We start from the raw sequence: 22,118 nt of genomic DNA, 5'->3' as shown, positions 1-22,118 counted from the left end.
GTTAAAGCCTGACTATTTTAGCTCCATATCCACCTTGATTTGCCGGTGCATCAAAAAATTCTTTCACGCTTGGATGCTCTTTTAAGAAATTTTTAACAGCAAAGGCGAGTTTGCCAGTACCGATGCCGTGAAATACCCTAACCTCGTCAAATCCTATAACAAGACTATCTGAGATAAATTTATCAAGTTTTGCTATCGCCTCGTCAGCTCTCATGCCGTGCAGATCAATCGAGAGCGAGGCCGTTTTTGGCTTATCCACACTTAAACTTACGCCGCCTTTTTTAGGTAGCTCCACTTCATTGCCATTTTTTCTTAAAAGCTCTAGTGGCACGCGTAAATTTATGCCATTTGACTCGATCATTGCATCATTTTTTGAGATGCTTAAAACCGTACCTTTGATATTTTCATACTTCACTCTATCGCCTACTTTTAGGCTCTCGCGTTCAGTTTTTTTAGGCTTAACAATGGCAGCTTTTTTCTCATTTGCCACGTTTAGCGCCCTTTGTTTGTCTTTTATATCCTTGAAATTTATAACCGCTTTTGCCGCATTTATTGCTTCAAAATACTCTTTTTCCAGGCGCGAAATAGTCGCATTTAGCTTGATCTCGTTTTTTTCTTTTAGCTCTTTTTGCTCCTCAAGCAAGCGCTCCAGTCGCTCCTCTTTTGCCGTAACCTCTTTTATCCCTTCATCAAGTTTGGTTTGTAAATTTAGCGTCTTTGTGATGATCTCGTTTAAATTCTCTTTATCTTCGCCATAAATTTTCTTTGCCTGAGCCACTAAATTTTGAGATATACCGTATCTTGCCGCTGTTTCAAAGGCGTAAGACTTGCCGATCGTACCCTTTAAAAACTCAAATTTTGGCCTTTGAGCCGCCTCGTCGTAAAGTGCCGCCACTAGCTCAACCTCTGGATTTTTAGCTAATAGCATCGCAAGGCGCTTGTGGTGGGTCGTGATGATCATTTTGATATCTTGAGTGATGAGGCGCTCTATCATGACGCCATATAAGCTCGCAGCCTCCTCAAAGTCGGTGCCAAGCTCGATCTCGTCGATACCTATGATGATCGATTTTTTAGTAAAAAGCTTTGCAAAATGCACCATCCTGCCAGCAAAGGTCGAGATGTCGTTTTTCACACTTTGCGGATCTTCTATAATCGCGTCAAATTCTTTAAAAGAGCCGATGCTTGAGCGGTTTGCGTCGATACGCATAGGCAGCAGATACTTTGCAAGTAGCGTGGCTGATATGATTGATTTTAAAAGCATCGACTTACCACCAGCATTTACGCCGGTTATTAAAAGCACTTTTTTACTAAAATCTACGCTCACGCTCTTTGGGTTTTTAAGCGCTGGATGGGCAAATTTCTCAAGTTTGATAGCGTGCGAGCTGTTTGGCAAAACAAACTCATAGTCACGCGATCTAGCCAAATTTACGCGCGCCTGATATGCATCAAACTGATCAAAAGCGTTATTTATAAATTTCAAAAAGAGCAAGCTCTTACCCATTTGCAAGCTAAATTTCTTGCAGTGCTCGTAAACGATCTCCTCTTTTCTATCAAGCAGCTCGCTTTGCTCCTTTTTTAGGCGCTCGGTACTTGCAGGTGCAACGTAGAAGTAGCCGCCTGAGCTTCTAGCGATCACAGTGCCTTTTATGGCGTGATTAAAACCGCCACGTACCAAAAGTGCCTCTTGTGAGTTGATATAGTGCGTCTGGGTGTCGACTAGATAGGGCGTGATGTGCTTTGAGTAGATGAGCTTTTTAAGCTCGGCATCTATCTGGCGCTTTTTCTCGCTAAACGCCTGCTTTATCGCGTAAAATCTCTCGTCCACGCTGTCACTAAACTCGCCGTTCTCATCAAAACTATTTGCCAAAGTGCTCATCGCTTCAGGAATTTCTACTTTTGTGATCCACTCGCCAAGCCTACCTTCAAATTTTTGCTTTTTTAGATATGAAAAATACTTAATGATCTTTGCAAACTCGTAGATTTCACTGATATGAAGCACCGCTTGCTTGCTAAGTCTAATTAGCGCGTCATCTAGGTTTTTTATCTCCTCAGGCGCCTTAAAATCATACTTGGAAAGCTCGTTTATGTTTTCAAAGTGAATTTTGCTGTCACCTTGTAAAAATAGCGGTTTTTGCCTTGCTAAAAAAGAGTTAAATTTCTCTAAATACTCGCCCAGATCGAGCTTTAAAAATATCTCTTCAGTCATTGCTCACAACTTTTTATCGGTACGATGACGCCTGAGAGATCGCTAAATTCTCTTTTAGCTAAAAATGACGCCGTACCAAATTCGTAGTTAAATTTCTCAGCGCTAACGTTGTATTCGCCACATTTTAGTGTTTTGCCCTGTTTAAAATCGCTAACTAGCTTTGAGATGGCGTCCTCGTTTTTTGATAAATTTTGCTCATAAAAATAGACACAAACAAGGATCGCTACAAGCACCGCGCTAACAAACGCTTTAACGCCTTTGCTGATCTTTTCATCTTTTATCGCCCAGATCGCTCCAAAAAGCAGCATCACACCGGCGATTATTATCAAATTTCTTACCATTTTACGCCTTTATATTTTGTGATTAGCTCTTTGTAAAGCTCAGCATGAGGCTCGATCTTTTCTAAAATTTCAGCCTTAACCTCACTGATATCTTGTTTTTCAACTAACAAGCAAACAGCCATATACGAGGCATTTAGCAGCATATCTTTTATCTGAGCGCTATTTAGCTTTTGCGACCTTGCAAGCGCTATTAAGATATCTTTTTTGCCTAAATTTATAAGGGTAGAAATTTCATCCTCGCTTAACTCTTTTTCATTTATCTCTTTTAAAATTTCATTTTCATCTTGAGGCTTAAAAGTACTTAGGTCCATTAATATCCGCCTCTTAATTGCACGCTGATATCGCCCGCTCCAAAGCCAACTACAATGCCATCACTTAGGCGGTTTTTCACGCCAAATTCATCTGTAAATTCTATCCCCTCTTCTACCCTCTCGACCTTGTCTGTAAAGATCGGGTTATACTCGCTAAACTCGCTCTTCATATCAACTTCAATCGGATTTTCTCCAGCTGCATAAACTGGCAAAATGACAAGCTCATCAACACCCTTAAAGCACTCTTTAAAGCCAGGTAAATTTGTGCTAAGTCTTGTGTAGCGGTGTGGCTGAAATATCGCTGTAACACTGTTTATGCCTAAAATTTTGGCGTATTCAAAGACTGATTTTAGCGTTGCTTTTATCTCGGTTGGATGGTGCGCGTAGTCGTCGATTAGGACGAAATTTTTGTTTGCGCTAAGGATGTCAAAACGCTTTTTGATGCCTTTAAAATTTAGTAAATTTTCTCTGATGTCTTTAAGCGGTGTCTCATGCATCGCAGCAAGGATGGCTAAAGATGCGTCTATGGCGATGTGCTCACCCATGCCAAAGGCTTCAAATTTGCCTAAATTTTTAAGATTAAAGCTGGTATATGGCTGATAGTCTCTTACAACCATTGTAAGCTCGGTGATGTCAGTGCTTGGATAAAGCCTGATCGCATCAAGCTTAAGCGTACTTAAAAACTCGTCCTCAGCGTTTATCACCCTAACTCTCGCGCGCTCCAAAAAGCCCTTGTAGGCTGCGTAAAATTTAGCTAGATCGTAGTCGTAATGCTCCATGTGCTCTGGCTCTGCATTTGTGACGATGGCTAGATATGGGTTTGAGTTTAGAAAGCTTGAGTCGCTCTCATCCGCCTCAAATACGACGTTATCGCTTTTAGCGTAGCGCATATTTGAGCCAAACTGCTTTGAGATGGCGCCGATGATGACTGAGCCTTCTATTAGGCTTGCTAGCATCGCTGAAGTCGTGCTCTTGCCGTGTGCGCCAGCTACTGCAAAGACGCACTTATCCTCAAGCACATAAGGCAAAATTTCTTTTCTAGAAAAACACTTTATGCCCTTTCGTCTGGCCTCCACTAGCTCGATATTATCCTCTTTTATCGCAGCTGAATAGACCACAAAGTCTTGGTCTTTTATCGCCTCTTTGCAGTGCGGCGTGATGACCTCGATACCTTCATCTTTTAGCTCTAGCGTCGTTTTGCTCTCTTTGATGTCGCTGCCGCTTATCTTGTGGCCTTTTTCGTGTAAAAATCTAGCGATGGCTGAGATGCCGATGCCGCCGATGCCGATGAAATGGACTTTTTTGATATCATTGTTTAGCTCTTGCAAATTTTATCCTTAAGTTTTTCGTGATTTTAACAAAAACTACTAAATTTAAGGCTGAAAAATGGCTTTTATTTGCTTAAGCTAAAGCTTTCATCTATCAGGTCAAAAACGGTTTTTTGTGAGATTTTGGAGTTTAAATTTACACTTATCCAGTGCTTTTTATTCATGTGATATGCTTTAAAAATTTGTCGCTCATCAACTAGCACCATGGCTAGATCTGGGCTGCATTTTAGATTTAAAACCTCGATTATTTCGTCACTTTCAAGACCAAGCTTGCTAGCGCTTAGCTGCATAAGCAGCGCAAACCACTTCTTGTTTTTCTTGTGACGAAAGACGCTAAATTTTGGATATTTTGGGAAAATTTGCTCACCCAAAATGTCAAATTTCTCTTTTATATATTTTTCAACGTCACTTCGTTTCAAATTTCACTCCAAAATTCCTTTAAAGAGCGCTCATTCTTGCTAAGCTCGCTTTCCAATCCGGTTACGGACTTATTTTATCTTTTAAATTTCGCCTCTATCTGCATAAAACCCCAAGTGCTTCTAGCCTCACTAAGCTCCTTTTTGCTAAGCTCATCTATCATCATCTCTTCATTTTTACCAAGCCTATTTTTGACTTCACCAAACGGATTAATAAGCATCGAATCGCCGTAAAAGCTCCACTGCGCATCGTCACTTTTATGGCTTCCTACGCGGTTTACGCGGAGAACGTAGACGTTGTTTGTAAAGGCCCTAACCTTTAAAAGCTCCTCCCAGCGCGCCTGAGAAAAAAATGTACAAGCCGTTGGCACGAGCACGATATCGACCTTTTTGGCGCTCATATAGGCCCAGCACACATCAAAGTGCGCCTCGAAGCCAAACATGACGCCAACTTTAAATTTATCATAGGTAAAGATAGGCAAATTTAGCTCATCGCTTGTGTTATTAAAGAATTTCGCCTCATTCCAGTGAGCGTAAGGCATGAGAATTTGCTGATCATATAGCTTGACTTGTGTTGGGGTAAATTTGGCTAGACTTTTAAAAATTTCCTTGCCTTTTAGATTTACAATGGGTGCAACGATATTTAGATCATACTTTTTTGCCATTGCAAAAAGAGCCTCTTTTTTGCGCTCGCTTTGCTCTTTTATAAGGCTTTTTGGCATGCTAATGAGCTCTTTAAAAAAGCTATTTAGCACATATTCACCAAGCACAACAAGCCTTGCATTTTCGTCCGCACAAATTTTTAGATAATAATCAAGCCTTGCCTCACTTAAAGGCTGAGTTGGTAGCTGAAGAGCACAAATTCTACTCATCATCCACCTGCTTTATGCTAAGTTTTGCGTTTTCTAAAATTTCTCTTGCCTCATTTAGTAGCTTTTTGCCTTGTTCGTGCAGCTTTATGCTATTTTCTAAGCTCACATCATCTTTATTTAGATCGTTTAAAATTTTATCTGCTAGTGCTAATTTTTCTTCAAAGCTTTGCTCTTTTTGCTCCATTTTCTATCCTTTTAATATATTTTTTATATATCCATCAAATTTTTCTATCTCGACCAAAAATGCGTCGTGGCCGTAGTTGCTATCTATCTCTACGAAATTTGTATTCTCTCCTCGCCCCATCTCACAAAGTGTGTCATAAATCTCTCTCATACAGCATGGCGGAAAGAGTAGATCGCCTTTGAAAGCGATTAGGTGCAAGTTTGCTTTGATCGGCGCAAGGGCGTCTTTTAAGTTGTCATAGTGCCTTGTACAGTCAAAGATATTCATCATTTTTACGATGTATAGATAGCTTAGTGGATCAAACCTCTTTGGAAAGTTGTAGCCATTATACTCCATGTAGCGATCTACCTGAAAACGTCCGGAAAGCTCGTAAAGGCCGTCAGTCTCGACGTAGTTTCGTCCAAATTTCTCATCCATGCTATCAGGGCTTAAAAAGCTGATGTGCCCTGCCATCCTGCCGTAAGCCATGCCTTTTAGACCATTTTTTCTTATAAATTCCACGTCGTATTCGCCATTTTTGAAATTTTCATCGTTTAAAATGGCTTCGATGGCGATTTTGTTAAACGCTATCGCCCATGGCTTAGTCTGGTAGGTGCTTGCTAGCATTATGATATCTTGGGCAAATTCTGGAAACTCGATAGCATAGCAAAGTGCTTGCATACCGCCAAGACTGCCACCTATCACGGCTCTTGCCCTTGTGATGCCAAGCTCGCTAAATAACCTCATTTGCGCCTTTACCACGTCGCTTATGGCAAGGACTGGAAAATTTAGCCTATACTCTTTGCCGCTACTTCTATCAACGCTTAGCGGCGAGGTCGAGCCAAAGCATGAGCCTAAAATATTTACGCAGATAACGTAAAATTTATCGGTATCGACCGCCTTTTTGCTGCCTATTAGCCCGTCCCACCAGCCAGCTTTCTCATCGCCTGCGTAGGTGCCAGCTGCGTGGTGCGAGCCAGTTAGGGCGTGACAGATCACGATAACGTTGCTTTTATCAGCATTTAGTGTGCCGTAAGTCTCATAAATAAGCTTGAAATTTGATAGTATACGGCCACTCTCAAGATAGAGTGGCTCGTTAAATTTAATAGTTCTAGTTTGCAGATTTAACACTAATTAACTTTGTAGTTTGGTGCCTCGTGAGTGATAACTACGTCGTGGACGTGGCTCTCTTTTAGTCCAGCGCTTGTTATCTCGACAAATTCAGCTCTTTCTTGAAGAGTTGGGATATCTTTTGCGCCAACATAGCCCATAGCGCTTCTTAGGCCGCCTATTAGCTGATGTATCACATCTTTTATGCTGCCAGCAAATGGCACACGGCCTTCGATGCCTTCAGGCACAAGCTTGTCTTGAGCGGTGCCCTCTTGGAAGTAGCGGTCCGAACTGCCCTTTGTCATAGCGCCTATTGAGCCCATGCCACGATATACTTTGTACTGGCGACCTTGGTATGTTATAAGTTCACCTGGACTCTCTTCGCAACCTGCTAGCAAGCTTCCTGCCATAACGCAAGCAGCGCCTGTCGCAAGGGCTTTTGCCACGTCGCCTGAGTATTTTAAACCGCCATCAGCAATAACTGGGATGCCATATTTCGCTGCTTCGCTTGCGCAGTCATCAATCGCTGAAATTTGAGGCACGCCAACGCCAGCAACGATCCTTGTGGTACAAATAGATCCTGGTCCAATGCCCACTTTTATGCCGTCTGCGCCTGCTTCTGCTAGGTCTTTTACGGCCGCTGGGTTTGCGATATTACCAGCTACAACGTCAACCTTGAAATTTGCTTTCACCTCTTTTAAAGTATCAATGATACCCTTTGAGTGGCCGTGAGCCGAGTCGATGACAATGACGTCTACGCCAGCATCAACTAGTGCTTTAGCACGGTCAATCTGACCCACGCCAATAGCCGCAGCCACGCGAAGTCTGCCGTAGCTATCTTTGTTTGCATTTGGATACTCTTTACGTTTTTTTAGGTCTTTTATGGTGATAAGCCCATCAAGTCTGCCATCTTTATCGACGATAGGTAGCTTCTCAACTCTATTTTGAGAGAAAATTTTCTCCGCATCATCAAGTGTGCAACCTTTTGGTGCAGTGATGAGCGGTGCTTTTGTCATGCGGTCTTTTACCAAAGTGCTCATATTTGTTTCAAATCTAAGATCGCGATTTGTTAAAATTCCTATTAGTTTACGGTCCTTGTCGATGACTGGAACGCCTGAAATATGAAGATCTGACATAAGGCTTAGAGCTTCAGCCACGGTCGCTTCTGGATTTATAAATATAGGATCGATGATGACGCCACTTTCGCTTTTTTTGACGCGTTTGACCTCTTTTGCTTGGCTCTCGATGTCCATATTTTTATGTATTACGCCGATACCGCCGAGCCTCGCCATCATAATAGCAGTTCTATGCTCAGTCACTGTATCCATCGCAGCAGAGACGATCGGGATATTTAGCGTGACGTTTTTGCTGATCCTGGTTTTGACATCAACTTGCTTTGGCAAAATTTCAGAGTACTGCGGCACAAGAAGCACATCCTCAAATGTTAAAGCTCTCTTTACTATCTTCATATTTTTATCCTTTTATTAAATTTTCTAAGCTCTTGGCACCATTTATCAAGGTCTGTTCGTTCCACGCTTTTGCGATGAGCTGGGCGCTCACGTTTAAATTTTGATCATCTTTGCCAACTGGCACAGAGATAGCTGGTAGGCCTGCTAAATTTACGCTAATCGTGTAGATATCGCTTAGATAGGCTTGAAGCGGATCGCTGTGTGCTCCAAATTTATAAGCTGTGCTTGGGGCAACTGGCATGAAGATGAGATCGTTTTCTTCTAAAATTTTCTCATACTGAGCTTTTATATGCGCTCTTGCTTTTTGCGCTTTGATGTAGTAAGCATCGTAGTATCCGCTACTTAGCACAAATGTACCAAGTAAAATTCTCCTTTTTACCTCTTCGCCAAAGCCCTCTGAGCGTGAATTTACATATAGTTCTTTTAAATTTTTAGCATCTGCACGTCTGCCGTATCTCACGCCATCGTAGCGGCTTAAATTTGCGCTTGCCTCTGCGGTTGCAATGATGTAGTAGGCTGCGACGTCATATTTTGAGTCTTCAAAATTTGTGTAAGCTACGCTGTGGCCGTGTGATTTTAGCTTCTCTATAGCTAAATTTAAAGCAGCTTTTGTCTGCTCGCTTGCGTTTTCTACGTAGTTTTTGATGACACAAATTTTTAGTTTTTTGTTGCCATCTATCTTGTCACTAACGCTCACAAACGGCACATCTGCACTCGTGCTATCTTTTGGGTCGTGTCCAGCGATCGCGTCATATAAAATGGCTGCATCTTCTACGTTTTGAGCGATCGGCCCTATCTGATCAAGGCTGCTTGAGTAGGCACCAAGGCCATATCTGCTCACTCTGCCGTAAGTTGGCTTAAGTCCTACGCATCCACAAAATGCCGCTGGCTGGCGGATCGAGCCACCAGTATCGCTACCAAGTGCGGCTACTGCAAGGCCGGCTGCGACTGCTGCTGCTGAGCCACCGCTACTGCCACCTGGGACGTGAGCGTGATTTAGTGGGTTTAGTGTTTTGCCGTAAAATGAGCTCTCAGTCGTACTTCCCATCGCAAATTCGTCCATATTTGTGCGGCCAAATGGAGCTAAATTTTTACTAAGTAGCTTCTCAATGACAGTTGCATTATATGGTGCCACATAGCCTTGCAAAATTTTTGAAGCGCTTGTTACATTCCAGCCTTTTACCTGGATGTTATCTTTTATAGCGATAGGTACGCCCTCGCCTAGTTTTGCGATCTCTAAATTTGCTAGCTGCTCGACATAAGCGCCAAGCTCTTTTTCTTTTATGATCTTTGCCTCAAGTTCAGCTCGTAATTTTTTTATCTCTTCAGCTGAAAATTTTAAAGCTTCTTTTAAAGTTACCACTATTTTTATCCTTTAAATTTATTAACCAAAAATATGCCAAACAAGCTAACAACGACCACCGCAGCGATCGTTGTGACTATGATGCTTACGCTTACTGGCTCACTTAGCACTTATGACCTCTTCGCATCTTGGGCATAGCGCGTCTTCTTTGCTAGCGTTAAATTTCCAGCATCTTGGGCATTTGTGAAGGTTGCTTGCTATGATCTTAAATTTATCATTCTCAAGCTCAAACTCGGCTAATGGCTCGCTATCATCGTAAGATCTAACTGAGCTTACCATGTAAAGATCGGCCACTTCGCGCTCGTCGTAGCTTGTGATGTTGTGGTTTGTGGTCTCTAGGCTTAGCTCTAGGGTTGATTTTATCTTTTTGTCTTTCTTAAGAACATCTACGATCTCGTTAAATTTCTCCCTGCTGGCAAAAAGCAGCTCATCTTCAAAGCTAAGGTCAAATTTGATTGGCTCATAGACTAGATCAAACGCGTCTTTTGCGTCGCCTTTGATGATTTTCGGAGCGTAGTCCATCACCTCATCGACAGTGTAAGTAAGCGTTGGAGCGATGAGTGGCAAAAGTGCCTTTGTGATAATCGCCATTGCGCTTTGAGCTGATCTTCTTCTTGGGGCGTCTTTTGCGTCGCAGTAGAGTCTATCTTTACAAACATCAAGATATACGCCGCTAAGATCGGCCGATAGGAAATTTAAAAGGATGTTAAAGCCCTTTGAAAAGTCGTAGTTTCTAAAGCAAGCGCTCGTCTCATCAAAGACCTTTTTAGCGCGTGCTAAGATCCACTTATCAAGGATGTTAAATTCTGTATTTAGGCTTTCTAGGTCATTTACGTTTGCTAGTAAAAAGCGGATTGTGTTGCGGATTTTGCGGTATTGCTCGCTGATTTGCTTTAATATATCTTCGCTTATTTTTAGGTCACTTGAGTAATCACTCATGCCAACCCAAAGGCGTAAAATTTCTACGCCGTGAGTTTTGGCCACGTCTTGTGGAGCGATGACGTTGCCCTTGCTCTTGCTCATCTTCTCACCCTTAGCATCGACTGTAAAGCCGTGAGTTAGGATGCTCTCATAAGGTGCGTGAGAATTTATAGCTGTGCTTACTAGAAGCGAGCTTTGAAACCAGCCACGGTGCTGGTCTGAACCCTCTAGATACATGCTTGCAGGGTATTTGCCAGCATCGTAGTTGTCGCTTTGCAAGACCGCATGCCATGTCGAGCCGCTGTCAAACCAAACGTCAAGGATATCCATCACTTTTTCTAAATTTTCAGCCTTGTATTTTGAGCCCTTTGGCAAAAGCTCGTCTATGCTTAGCGCCCACCACGCATCAGCGCCTTTTTCTTTAAAGATAGCCACGATGTGGTCTAAAATTTCACTATCAAATATAACTTCTTTTGTCGCTTTATCTCTAAAAAATGCGATCGGCACGCCCCAGTCACGCTGACGAGAGATACACCAGTCTGGGCGATTTTCTATCATAGAGCCTATTCTTTTTATGCCAACGCTTGGGTAGAATTTAACCTTTTCAAGCTCTGCACGTGCTGTTTGTCTAAGCGTTTTGCCACCTAGTTTTGGCTCGTCCATAGCTATAAACCACTGCTTTGTCGCTCTATAGATAACAGGCTTGTGCGTTCTCCAGCAGAAAGGATAAGAGTGTCTAAATTTAGAGACGCTAAGTAAATTTTTGCCAAGTAGCTCTAAAATTTTCTCATTTGCTTTAAAGATGTGCATACCGACAAACTCATCTACCACGTCACTTCTAAATAGTCCGTGATGTTTTATGCTTTCATCGTAGCAGCCACCATCATCAACTGGCATCAAAATTTCACTAAAGCCATATTTTAAGCAGACGTAGTAGTCGTCCTCGCCGTGTCCTGGAGCTGTGTGAACAAGTCCAGTACCGCCGTCCATCATGACGTGATCGCCTAGTAAAATTTTAGACTTTCTGCCGTTTAGTGGATTTATCGCGTGAGCCTTTTCAAGCAGGCTTGCTTTAAACTCTTTTTTGATCTCACCTTTGCTTAGTCCACTCTTCATGATACTCTCAAGTAGTGGCTTTGCAAAGATTAAATTTTCAGCCGTTAGAACGTAAATTTCATCTGGATTTAGGCTGATAGCTTGATTTGCCGGAAGTGTCCAAGGCGTGGTCGTCCAGATAACTGCACTCGCCTCTTTTACACCAAGCTTTTCTAGTGCGTCGCTATCAAGCTCAAACGCTACGTAAATAGAATAGTCCTCTTTCTCCTCGTACTCGACCTCAGCTTCAGCCAGTGCCGATCTAGCCGCCCAGCTCCAGTAAACTGGCTTGCTTCTCTCTACCAAAAGGCCCTTTTTAGCGATCTCGCAAAGTGCTTTGTAGATGTCAGCCTCAAACTCAAATTTCATCGTCATGTATGGATTTTCAAAGTCGCCGATGATGCCAAGAGTTTTAAACTCATTGCGTTGAATGTCTATAAATTCTCTCGCGTGCTGTCTGCAAAGCTCCCTGATCTCGACCTTGCTAAGCTCTTTTTTCTTATCGCCAAGCTTAACTTCTACTTGCTGCTCGATCGGCAAGCCGTGGCAGTCCCAGCCTGGCACGTAGCGGACGTTTTCGCCGTAAAAATAGTGCGTTTTTGTGATGATATCTTTTAAAATTTTATTTAACGCGTGGCCGATATGTAGGTGTCCGTTTGCATACGGAGGGCCGTCGTGGATGTTGAAGCTTTTAGCCGCATTTTGGCGGTTTTTCTTCATTTTTTCATAAACCTTGCGGTCTTCGTACCATGATTTTAGTCTTTGTGGTTCATTTTGTGGGAGATTTCCGCGCATCGGGAAATTTGTCTCTGGGAGTAAAAGTGTCTCTTTGTAGTCCATTTTTTACCTTGATTTTAAAATTTGCTAATTTTACACCTGTGCTGGTTAAATCACACTGAAAAATAGTATAATGAGGCAAAAAAAGGAGCTTAAAAATGAGACAAAGTATCTTGATAATAGGCGAAGATCTTGAGATAAATAGAGAATTTCTAAACTACATTTTTCAAAGTTACGAGGATCATTTTGGCGAGCTTGGAGTTGTCAGTTTTGCTCCAAAAAATAGCAAAGAGCTACCTTTTATCATCGAAAATTTATCAAAAGATTACGACTTTGTAAGCATTTTTGGCTCAGATGAAAATTTTGCCATCGCCGCAAAGATCATAGCGACGCTAACAGGGGGCTCGCTTGAGCTAAAAGATAGCACAACACTTGCACTTAAAGATAGCTTAGACTACTCTAAAAATAGCTTTTTAGCAAGCCTAAATAACGCTCAGATAAATCTCATAAAAGCTAATCCAAATGAAGAGCTAGGCGAGTTTCTTACCGAGTACGAGCCTGATTTTAGCTACTTTCACCTAATAGACATTGACGCTGATAGTGCTAAGATCCTTATGCTGCCACTTGCTAAAACTTACGAGGTCGATATCACCCTTGCGCAGATCCTGCCAAATTTGATACTAGTAAGGGCAAAAAGTAATAAATTTGGCCAGATCGAGAGCTTTTTACAAGGTGTAAAAACGCTATTTTCGCAAAAATTTATCCCGCAAAAAGATGTGATCGAATTTGTAGCAAAGAGGCTCATGCAAAAGGGGCTTAAAATTTCATTTGCCGAGTCTTGCACGGCTGGGCTGGCGGCAGCTAAATTTGCAAGATATGGCGGCATCTCAGCTAGCTTTGATGGCTCGTTAGTAACCTACGCAAACCACATAAAGCACGAGTGGCTAGGCGTTGAGGATGAAATTTTAGATACTTACGGAGCTGTGAGCGAGCCTTGCGTAAAAGCGATGGTAAAAGGCACGCTAAGCACGACAAATGCGGACTTTGCACTTGCTATTAGCGGTATAGCAGGACCAGGTGGTGGCACAGCTAGCAAGCCAGTTGGCACAGTATATGTTGCGGCTGGCGATAGAGACGGTAACATCGAGGTTGAGAGGCTTCTTTTAAAAGGGGAGCGCAACTACGTAAGAGAGCAAAGCGTGCTAAGTGCCTATCTATGCTTGCTTCGCCTAAAAAGTGAGATATTTTTCGCATAAATTTTATCTTTTATAAACCCCCCCCTACGCGAAATTTAATGAGTTAAAATAACAAAAACCATCAAAGCCCCGAGCTAGCCAAAACGCTTGTGGCATAAAAACAAAGCTAAATTTTTATATTTTTACAAGATAAAACGCTAGCACATAGCCCATATATCAGCACGCAAAGGCTAACACTTAGTCCAAAGACGCTAAGAGCGGCGGTCTGGCTAAACGAGAGTGTGAAAAACGAGATAAAACTCGTAATAAATGCGCAAAATATCCCATAAATTCGCTCTTTTTCGCTAAGGCTATTATTTAGCGCAAATATCATGTAATCAATCCCAACAGCGCTTGCAAGGATTAGCCCAAATACACCAAAAATGCTTAAATTTATGCCAAAAATAGCAAAAATAAAGAGCATAAGAAGCACACCAAGGATGATGATGCCCATCACAGGTGCCGAGATAAGCGCACTAAAATAAAAACCATAGCAGTAAAAACGCGATCACAAGTGCTGCTATTTTTAGCTTTAGAGCAAGCTCTTTTGCCTGAGTTAGGCTCTCATTTAGCGAGTCAGCAAAATTTAGGATAAAAGCGTTGTGGCGCTTCAGCACCTCATCACTTTGCGCCCCTTTTACAAAGCCGCTCGCGTAAGCCACACTTGCATTTTCATCAAGCATAAATTTCTTAAAATCCTTCATTGATTTTAGAGCTAAAATTTCTTTTTTAAATTTTCGACTCCAATCTTTTCTTTTGAAATGGCTAAAACTGCGATATTTTCTTTATGAGAAAGACAGATTTTACCTCGCATCTTTGCTTTAAATTTTAAGTAGCGAGATATTTTAAATGAGTTTTGTTTTATTAAATTTGGGTATTTTTTTACTCTTCTGTGATCTTTCTTATCTAGCATTTTTGGGCTAAATTTCTCACCGCAAAAGCCGATAAGAAGATGAATCTCACCCCTTTTTATAGGCATTTAATCTCTTTTTATAATTTTCATCAAGCTCTAAGGCTTTTTCAAACTCAGCAGTAAATGCTCTAAGACAATCATTTTCTTGCTGATTTTTATCACTAAATGATCTAATACGTGACGTAAAAGTAATCTCATCTTTTCTAAAATCAACCTCTTTTAGATCAAAGTTTAAATTACTAATTTTGCTATTTAAGATATGCAAGGCACATTTTCTTGGCCCAAAGATAAAATTTTGCCCGTTTAAGGGCTTTAGGCTTCTTACTAAAATGCCACCATAAAGCGATGGCTCGCTTTTAAAAGATATGTCAAAGCCAAAGTTGTGAAAGTAAATCTCTCCTGCCTCACACTGCCTTTTGTAGGTATTTGCGTCAAAACAAGTATAAATTTCAAGCTCACTAAATTTATACTCTTTGCCAGAAACAATCAAAACTTTACTTTGCATAAGCTCGCATAAAAAGCTCTGAAATTTATCGTCAAAAAACTCTTTAAAACCAGTAGTACCAACTATCTCTTGCTTTATATTTTTATCTAAATTTTTAAAGTTATTTTGTTTAAGTAGATCAAATTTTTCTCTATTAAAATGACTTTGCTCTAAAAATTTACTAAGCACCGCCACTAGATCAAATTTAGCAAAATGGCTTTTAAGCAGTTCGCTAGCTAGCATCTTTGCTCCTAAGTTTTTATATATTTTAAAGGATTTAAGCTTTACAAGCTAATCTTTGATGAGATTTTACCAGCTGCCACTTGCCCCGCCTCCGCCAAAACCGCCTCCGCCGCCACTAAAGCCACCACCTCTTGAACTGCTTGAATGGCCACTGCCACTGCTATTTGAGTCTGATCTATCTCGTCTGAAGCCACTATGTGCATTTTTGCTTTGAGTATTTTTTTTAAAGGCATTTTTTAAAATAATAAAAAATATTATAAATACAATGGCAAAGACAATGAAGTAATTTTGCACGCCAAAAAATTGCTCAAATACCGTAGATGTAAGCCCTGCAAAACACGCACTAAAGCCAATTCGCATAAAAAATTTACCTAAAAAGCCAGAGATAAAACACGAGATCATGCCAGCAAAAAAGGCAACTATTCCAAACGGTATCTCTTCATCATCACTCATACTTTCAAATTCTTCACCACTAGCTACTTTTATGATGGCTCTTATGCCATTTATCACGCCACCGCCCATATCTCCTTGCTTAAATTTAGGCACTATCACATCATTTATGATCTGGCTTGATATAGCGTCAGTTAGCACACCTTCAAGCCCATAACCAACTTCTATACGCACTTTTCTCTCGTTTGGAGCGATTATTAAAAGCACTCCGTTGCTGCTTTGTTTTTGTCCCAGCTTGTAGCCTCTAGCTACCTCAAGAGAGATCTCTTCTATGCTTTTATTTTCTAGTGATTTAAGAGTCACTATAGCAATTTGCGTCGTACTATTTTGCTCGTAATTTTGCACTAAGTTTAAAAGCTCAGCTTTCTCATTTTTAGAGAAAATTTGAGCCTCATCATTTATCTGCTCTTTAAAATTTATGGCAAAACAAAAGCAAAATGTAAAAAATAAAAGAGCAAAAATTTTCTTCATCATTTCTCAAATGAAACTTTTGGATTTATCTTCTCTTCGTTGCTTATTTCAAGATTTTGTTTTGGCTTTAGCTCAGGATAAAAAGCACTTGCTATAAATTTATTTGGAAAGCTTCTAAGGGCTACGTTATACTCTTTTACAGCTTCGATATAATCATGCATTGCTACGCTTATGCGGTTTTGCGTACCTTCAAGCTGACTCTGAAGAGATAAGAAATTTTGATTTGCTTTTAGCTCTGGATAGTTCTCGCTAACTGCCATAAGCCTACCAAGAGCCAAACCAAATGAGCTTTGTGCTGTCATAAATTCTTTCATCTTAGCTTCATCGCTAAGGCCACTTGCATCAACGCTTACTTGCATGCTCTTACTTCTAGCATTTGCCACATCTTCAAAAATTTTTTGCTCATGAGCTGCGTAGCCTTTTACAGTTTCAACTAAATTTGGCACAAGCTCGGCTCTTCTTTTATATTGATTTAACACCTGTGACCACTTTGCATTTACATTTTCATCAAGTGCAACAAATGAATTTATATACTTAAAAGCGCCAAAAGCAAGTGCAGCAATAACTATAATAACGGCTATTAAATTTTTCATATTTTCTCCTTTAAGGAGCAAATATTAGTAAAACAAGACTTAAAAAATAATGTGAGTTTGAGTTTGAAATGAGTGCGAATTTACGCACTCATTTTTGGGATTAAAGATCGGTGTGGATTTTGTCGTCTATTTGGATATGGATAGTTTTTCCATTTATTTGATCTATGCTTGAGTAGCCTTTAAAGCCACTAGCGTCGTAGTTAGAGTCACGATCCCATTTGTGATCTAGATCAACTTTTGTGATTTTATTGCCATTAGCATCAACATCACCACCTTTTATCTTAAGCACCGTATCAGGGTTATCAGTGATATCAAGGATATTTTGTACATTAAATTTGATCTCTGTCTTTCCTTTAAGCTCAAGATTTTCAAAGCTTTCCACTTTTGAATCAAGATTAGAAATATTGTTAAAGTTAACTTTGTCGCCATCAAAGACCAAAGTATCGTTGCCTTTGCCACCTTTCATGTCTTTACTTGCGTCAAATTTAACCGTATAGTTTTCAACGCCTATATGAAGTGGTTTATAAGGCTCATAAGATTTAGACTCTAAGCCATCCGAATCCGAGGTCTTAAGAGTAGCTTTGACTTCCAAATCATAAGCTGATCTAGCATTAATATCTAATGATTGCTCGAATACACCTTTTGTTATATCTTCAGCCGATAAAGTATGTGTTGCAGTCTTAGTTAGTGCATGGTGGTTGTCTGGATCAGTGTATTTAAACTCTACTGTATCTCCATTTCTAGCATCTTCATTAAGATAAACTTTAACCGTAGTAGATCTTTCGCCATTTTCTGAGGTTTTTATATCTTTATTAAACATGATACCTCTTATAGCATCGATTTCAGCATGTGCCGTATCGCTTACTGTTTTGCTCTCACCAAATGTGTCAGTTAGGGTAACTTCAGCTTTTGTTTCTTTATCAACTGCGATAGTAGCATTGAGATCAAGTGGCTTATCTCTATCAAGCGTTTGTTGAGAACCATCATCTAAATTTTTAAGTGTAATTTTTCCATTTACATCTTTTTTCATAACTTCGTAATGATTAGTCGCAGTAGATCCATCAGGATTTGTTATCTTAACATCTATCTTATCACCAGCTACAACACTTCCTGGGATAGAAACATGAACCTTTGAAATTTTACTACCTGACTCATCTCTTGAGATAATACCATTGTCATTTTTGTCAGCAACTATGCTTACACTTAATCCCGCTTCACTTAAAGGAGCAAGTTTAGCTTTTGCTTCGCTACTAGTTGTAGTCTCAGAACCATTTGTTATAGTAGCTTCTGCACTAGTATAACGACCCGGAAGCATAGCAACGCCAGGAATTTTTATAGTGTTATTTTCTAGTTCATGTGGAGTATGAGTACGATCACTATCGTCTGTTAATGAAATTTTACCATTAGCAGTTTTTGAAACTGTATAAGTTATGGTTCTAGACCCTGTTGTACCATTAGCTTGAGGTTCTTTTATTGTTACTGCTACCTTATCACCATTTGTGACATTATGCGGCACCTGAACGCTTATAATTGTCTTTTTTATATCATTGTCCAAAATAGCTTCATCTCTGTCTATTACATTGTCTCTACTTGCATTATCTTCAACAAATTCGACTTTTATACCTTTTGTGTCTATCGCTTGAAGCGTAGCTTTAGCTGTTTTTACTACTTCACTTCCTGTATTAATATCTTTTATAGTAGCTTTAACCACTGCTGGATTATCTTTATCGATATGAACATTAGAAATTTTTAGCTTATTATCTGTTGGAAGTAATTCAGTGTGATTATCTGGAAATTTTAGAGTAATGCGATTGCCGACATTTGAAACAACAGTATATTCTTGTTCTACTCCACCATTTACTTTGACTTTTATAACATCACCACTATTTACAGTGGTTGGGATTTGAAGTGTTGCCGAAGTGGTATTTAATTTTCCATCCTTCATAGCTTCATCTCTACTTAGAACTCCGTTTCTATCTTTATCCTCATCAATAAATAGCCTAAAGCCTGTTCCAGATCCGCTACCTTGAGCATCAAGCGTAATATCGCTATTTGTCTCAACCTTATCAGCACCAGTATTATCAGTAACCTTGGCATTAATGATAGTCTTATGATCTTCTGTTAAGCCAAGTGTATATTTGACCACCTTATTGCCATCAGCATCATCGGTAATATCAAGCTCTTCACTACCATTTTTGGCTATCAATTTGCCGTTATTGTCTTTTTTTATCTCGTATGTCTTAGTTGTTTTATTATTTGGTGTGTCTTCGTTATGTGACTCTACTATTAATTTATCACCTAAAACAAAATTTGAAGGAAGCTTGATAGTTGCTGTTGTTGTGTCTTCGTTGTGATCACGATTTGCCTCAGCATTATATAAGATGCCATCATTATCACTATCTTCATCAAAAGTGATTTTCATATCATTATTAAGCGTTTCAAGAGTGTTATGATTTTGTGCTTCAGCTTTTTTACCACCGCTTGCATCGGTAGTCTCAGTAGTTACATTGATGGTCTTGCCAGCAATGATCTCTACGCCAGGAATTTCTATCTCATTATTCTTTGTGGAATTTGTAGTAATAGTTTCTTTAGTGCCATCGCCTTTTACATGTTCTAACTTTATTTCTCCATTTAGATTACTTATAACACTATACTTTTTTGGAGTGCCATTATCTATTTTTATAGTTACCACATCACCAGCTATAACGTTATTTGGCACTTTTACTACCACTGTCGTTTTGTGTAGGTCACCATCTGGGTCCTTACTCTCTGCTCTCGTTAAAGATACGTTACGGTCAGCATCCTCTTTGAAATATACTGCCATATCGTTTATATTTGAGATAGTAACCGTGCTTGTATCTTCTGCATGCTGAATACCATCTTTATCTTTTATCTCAGCTGTTACTTTAGTTTCTAGACCAGTTGCTGTTTTAATGCCAGAAATTTTAAAGCTTCTACCATCTATTTCTGTATCTATTTTATTGCCATCGCTATCTTTTACAAAGAACTTACCATTATTATCTTTTCCAATAATGTATTTTATTTCTCTAGCAGTAGCTTCATTTGGCTCTTTTATAGTTACAGTTAGTTTATCTCCACTTACTGCATTTTTAGGAAGCTTGATGGTAACTGTTGTGCTATCAAGATCACCATCACTCATAGCTTGCTCTCTGCTCATACTCCTAGTGCCATTAGCCTCTCCAAAGATAACTTCAGGTTTTTTTACATATTCTAAACTAGCCGATACTTCTGACTCATTTATAGATGTATGTCTGCCTGGTGTCATGTTTGTGATGCTAGCTCTGATAGTCGTATCTTGTCCATTTCTTAGATCAAAGCCTGGTACTTTAAATGAGTATTGATTATAACTCTCTTTTGTCAATGGGAAATTTTGTCCGCCATTGCCGATCTCTGTTATACTTGTTACCTCACCTTTATCATTCATATTTATAGTGAAATTTCTTGTATAAACGCCATTTGTAGGCTCGTTTATAGTAAGTGTAACTATGTCACCATTATCTATTTTATTCGGAAGTCTTATAAGAGCTGTTGTCTCATTTACTTCATGCTCATCCATACTCTCTTGTCTTGAAATTTCATGAAGAGTCTTTTCTTCTGGTAATGTCATTTCTAAATTTCTACCAATAGGCTCTACACTATCTGGAGCCGACTCTTCACTTTTTAGAACATTGTTTTTATCTACCACATGAACACTAGCAGTAGTCTTCACACCTGGAAATATTGGAAGAGATGTATTCACTTTTTGATTATCCACCATCTCTTGTGTAAGAGAAATCTTTTTTGTTGTATCTTGCTTAGTTAGTGGATCAGTATAAGTTATAACGATCTTATCACCAACAACTACATCTTTTGGTAAAGTTATCTCTACTGTTGTGCTTCTAAAGTCATTATCTTTACTATTTTCTGGATCATATAAATAGCCATTGTTGTCTAGATCTTCATCAAATTTCAAAGTCGGTTTTACATCAAGAGTAGTAGAGTCACTTGCAGTTGCACTTCTCATTGTGTTTGTACGATCTGATACAAAAGCTTCTACTTTTGAAGGCTCGTTATGTTCAACTGGCATATTGTCTATCTTATATCCATTATTTATTATGTCTTGATCGATAGGTACATCTCTAACCTCAGTTTTGCCATCAGGTTTTGTCAAAGTCACGTGAAGCACATCTCCAACAATCACATCCTTTACAGTTATAAGGACTGGAGTTTCATTTAATTTGCCGTCTTTAGCATTTTCAGTATATGTTAATAGATTATTATCAGGGCTGTTATCTTCTGTAAATTTAACCTCTGGAGCACTAAAGCCACTTGAAGTTACGCTATCTTCACTTCTACCACTAACATTTCCTTGGAAATTTGTAATAGTTGCATCAACTTTTGAAATTTTGCCAGTCTGTATTGGTGCATCAAACTGATAACCATTGCTTATGATAGTTGGAGTGATAGGAATTGTTTTATTTTCAGTATTACCATCTGGCTTAGTTATAGTGATATTTAGTATATCTCCAGCCCTTACTGTGCCATCATTTGGAATTGTAATAAGAACTTTTGATGTATTTAAATTTGTATCGCGTGCATGCTCAACCCTACTTAAAGTACCATCGTTATTAAGATCGCTTATAAAAGTTACAAGAGGATCGCTTGGGATTATAGTATCATCTCCACCATTGTATCCGCTTATTGGGCTATCGTATGATGCAAAAGCTCTATTTGTATCACTTAAATTTCTATATGTTGCATTAATGTTTGAGTAGTGGCCACCCTCAGCAAATTTAGCGTCACTTAGGCTAACACCATCTCCACCACCAGCAGCAGTGTTTCCACCAGCTGCGGTCTCTTCAAGTTTTGTTAAATCTCCACCATTTAAAATAGCATTTTGCAAATCACTAACATCTGCCAAGCCTTCCGCACCTATAGTACTTTGATTTAAAGCAAGTGTATCATTGCCTACAATCGTAATCTCTTTTCCATTATTTGAAACAATTGTTATTTTATCAGCGGCATCACTTGTCTTGATACTCTCCCCCATATAAAGGATGTCACCTACTTTTAGCTCTCTCTCATTTCCGTTTTGATCGATAGCGACCGCCTTGCCACTAATAAATTTTACTACTCCAGCTTCTTTAGCCAAGATTACTCCTTATTATTATTTTTTGTATTATTTAAATTTTTACGTGATTATATACTATCTTTATAAGATATAACTTTATATGAGAAATTTTATCTTTTAAGAAAAAAATATATTAATTAAATATATAAATTCCAAATGTCAATAGTTTGTAAAAAGCGAATTATAAGCTTTTATCAAAAAATAGCTTTTTGATTATCAATATAAT

19 protein-coding genes are annotated in these 22,118 nt (G+C 39.4%); 1 reads left to right on the top strand and 18 read right to left on the bottom strand.

Annotation, left to right across the window (positions count from 1 at the left end; genetic code table 11):
- Position 1: 1 nt before the first annotated feature.
- The 11 genes from F3H00_RS09460 to ileS form a co-directional block, all read right to left on the bottom strand.
- Positions 2–2,206, bottom strand: a complete 2,205-nt coding sequence (locus F3H00_RS09460; RefSeq protein ID WP_148799658.1) for an endonuclease MutS2 — start codon at positions 2,204–2,206, stop codon at positions 2–4.
- A complete protein-coding gene (locus F3H00_RS09455) occupies positions 2,203–2,547 on the bottom strand; it encodes a hypothetical protein (protein WP_148799656.1) in 345 nt (114 codons plus the stop codon). The genes F3H00_RS09460 and F3H00_RS09455 overlap by 4 nt, the downstream gene beginning before the upstream one ends.
- Positions 2,541–2,858 carry a hypothetical protein gene (locus F3H00_RS09450; protein ID WP_148799654.1) on the bottom strand — a complete coding sequence of 106 codons (318 nt, stop codon included), beginning with the start codon at positions 2,856–2,858 and terminating at the stop codon, positions 2,541–2,543. The genes F3H00_RS09455 and F3H00_RS09450 overlap by 7 nt, the downstream gene beginning before the upstream one ends.
- Entirely contained in the window at positions 2,858–4,165 is a 1,308-nt protein-coding gene (murC, locus tag F3H00_RS09445; RefSeq protein ID WP_148799717.1) for a UDP-N-acetylmuramate--L-alanine ligase, read from the bottom strand. The genes F3H00_RS09450 and murC overlap by 1 nt, the downstream gene beginning before the upstream one ends.
- 86 nt (positions 4,166–4,251) lie before the next feature.
- Complete coding sequence (locus tag F3H00_RS09440; RefSeq protein ID WP_148799651.1) at positions 4,252–4,605, bottom strand: MmcQ/YjbR family DNA-binding protein; 354 nt, start codon at positions 4,603–4,605, stop codon at positions 4,252–4,254.
- A gap of 74 nt (positions 4,606–4,679) precedes the next feature.
- The gene (locus F3H00_RS09435) at positions 4,680–5,474 is read right to left on the bottom strand and encodes a carbon-nitrogen hydrolase family protein (protein ID WP_148799650.1); all 795 of its coding nucleotides are present in this window, start codon (positions 5,472–5,474) and stop codon (positions 4,680–4,682) included.
- Positions 5,467–5,658, bottom strand: coding sequence for an exodeoxyribonuclease VII small subunit (gene xseB / locus F3H00_RS09430; protein WP_004317712.1), 192 nt, complete (start codon positions 5,656–5,658; stop codon positions 5,467–5,469). The genes F3H00_RS09435 and xseB overlap by 8 nt, the downstream gene beginning before the upstream one ends.
- A gap of 3 nt (positions 5,659–5,661) precedes the next feature.
- On the bottom strand, positions 5,662–6,768 hold the full coding sequence (gene metX, locus F3H00_RS09425) for a homoserine O-acetyltransferase MetX (RefSeq protein ID WP_148799648.1): 1,107 nt from the start codon (positions 6,766–6,768) through the stop codon (positions 5,662–5,664).
- Positions 6,768–8,216, bottom strand: coding sequence for an IMP dehydrogenase (gene guaB / locus F3H00_RS09420; protein WP_148799646.1), 1,449 nt, complete (start codon positions 8,214–8,216; stop codon positions 6,768–6,770). Before guaB ends, metX begins: the two co-directional genes overlap by 1 nt.
- A gap of 4 nt (positions 8,217–8,220) precedes the next feature.
- Positions 8,221–9,579: an Asp-tRNA(Asn)/Glu-tRNA(Gln) amidotransferase subunit GatA gene (gene gatA, locus F3H00_RS09415; RefSeq protein WP_148799644.1), complete on the bottom strand. Its 1,359-nt coding sequence runs from the start codon at positions 9,577–9,579 to the stop codon at positions 8,221–8,223.
- 99 nt (positions 9,580–9,678) lie between these two features.
- Positions 9,679–12,435: an isoleucine--tRNA ligase gene (gene ileS / locus F3H00_RS09410; protein WP_148799642.1), complete on the bottom strand. Its 2,757-nt coding sequence runs from the start codon at positions 12,433–12,435 to the stop codon at positions 9,679–9,681.
- 95 nt (positions 12,436–12,530) lie between these two features.
- Between ileS and F3H00_RS09405 the strand changes: the two genes are divergently transcribed.
- A complete protein-coding gene (locus tag F3H00_RS09405) occupies positions 12,531–13,628 on the top strand; it encodes a CinA family protein (RefSeq protein WP_148799640.1) in 1,098 nt (365 codons plus the stop codon).
- A 106-nt stretch (positions 13,629–13,734) separates the two neighbouring features.
- Here the strand turns inward: F3H00_RS09405 and F3H00_RS09400 are convergent, their stop codons facing one another.
- The 7 genes from F3H00_RS09400 to F3H00_RS09370 form a co-directional block, all read right to left on the bottom strand.
- Positions 13,735–14,061, bottom strand: coding sequence for a hypothetical protein (locus F3H00_RS09400; RefSeq protein WP_148799638.1), 327 nt, complete (start codon positions 14,059–14,061; stop codon positions 13,735–13,737).
- A gap of 22 nt (positions 14,062–14,083) precedes the next feature.
- Positions 14,084–14,290 (bottom strand): hypothetical protein, encoded by a 207-nt coding sequence (locus F3H00_RS09395; RefSeq protein ID WP_148799636.1) that lies wholly within the window; start codon positions 14,288–14,290, stop codon positions 14,084–14,086.
- Positions 14,291–14,322: 32 nt separating this feature from the next.
- Complete coding sequence (locus tag F3H00_RS09390) at positions 14,323–14,586, bottom strand: hypothetical protein (RefSeq protein WP_148799634.1); 264 nt, start codon at positions 14,584–14,586, stop codon at positions 14,323–14,325.
- Positions 14,567–15,247: an ABC transporter substrate-binding protein gene (locus F3H00_RS09385; RefSeq protein ID WP_148799632.1), complete on the bottom strand. Its 681-nt coding sequence runs from the start codon at positions 15,245–15,247 to the stop codon at positions 14,567–14,569. The genes F3H00_RS09390 and F3H00_RS09385 overlap by 20 nt, the downstream gene beginning before the upstream one ends.
- Before the next feature lie 66 nt (positions 15,248–15,313).
- The gene (locus F3H00_RS09380; protein WP_187424094.1) at positions 15,314–16,168 is read right to left on the bottom strand and encodes a TPM domain-containing protein; all 855 of its coding nucleotides are present in this window, start codon (positions 16,166–16,168) and stop codon (positions 15,314–15,316) included.
- The gene (locus tag F3H00_RS09375; protein ID WP_054196173.1) at positions 16,168–16,761 is read right to left on the bottom strand and encodes a LemA family protein; all 594 of its coding nucleotides are present in this window, start codon (positions 16,759–16,761) and stop codon (positions 16,168–16,170) included. Before F3H00_RS09375 ends, F3H00_RS09380 begins: the two co-directional genes overlap by 1 nt.
- A 100-nt stretch (positions 16,762–16,861) precedes the next feature.
- Positions 16,862–21,913 carry a retention module-containing protein gene (locus F3H00_RS09370; protein ID WP_148799628.1) on the bottom strand — a complete coding sequence of 1,684 codons (5,052 nt, stop codon included), beginning with the start codon at positions 21,911–21,913 and terminating at the stop codon, positions 16,862–16,864.
- Between the last annotated feature and the right edge of the window lie 205 nt (positions 21,914–22,118).

Origin of the sequence: Campylobacter concisus (genome assembly GCF_902460845.1) — a bacterium.
Lineage (GTDB): Bacteria > Campylobacterota > Campylobacteria > Campylobacterales > Campylobacteraceae > Campylobacter_A > Campylobacter_A concisus_X.
Note: the sequence above shows the minus strand (reverse complement) of the source record. Positions and strands in the feature narration are given on the sequence as shown.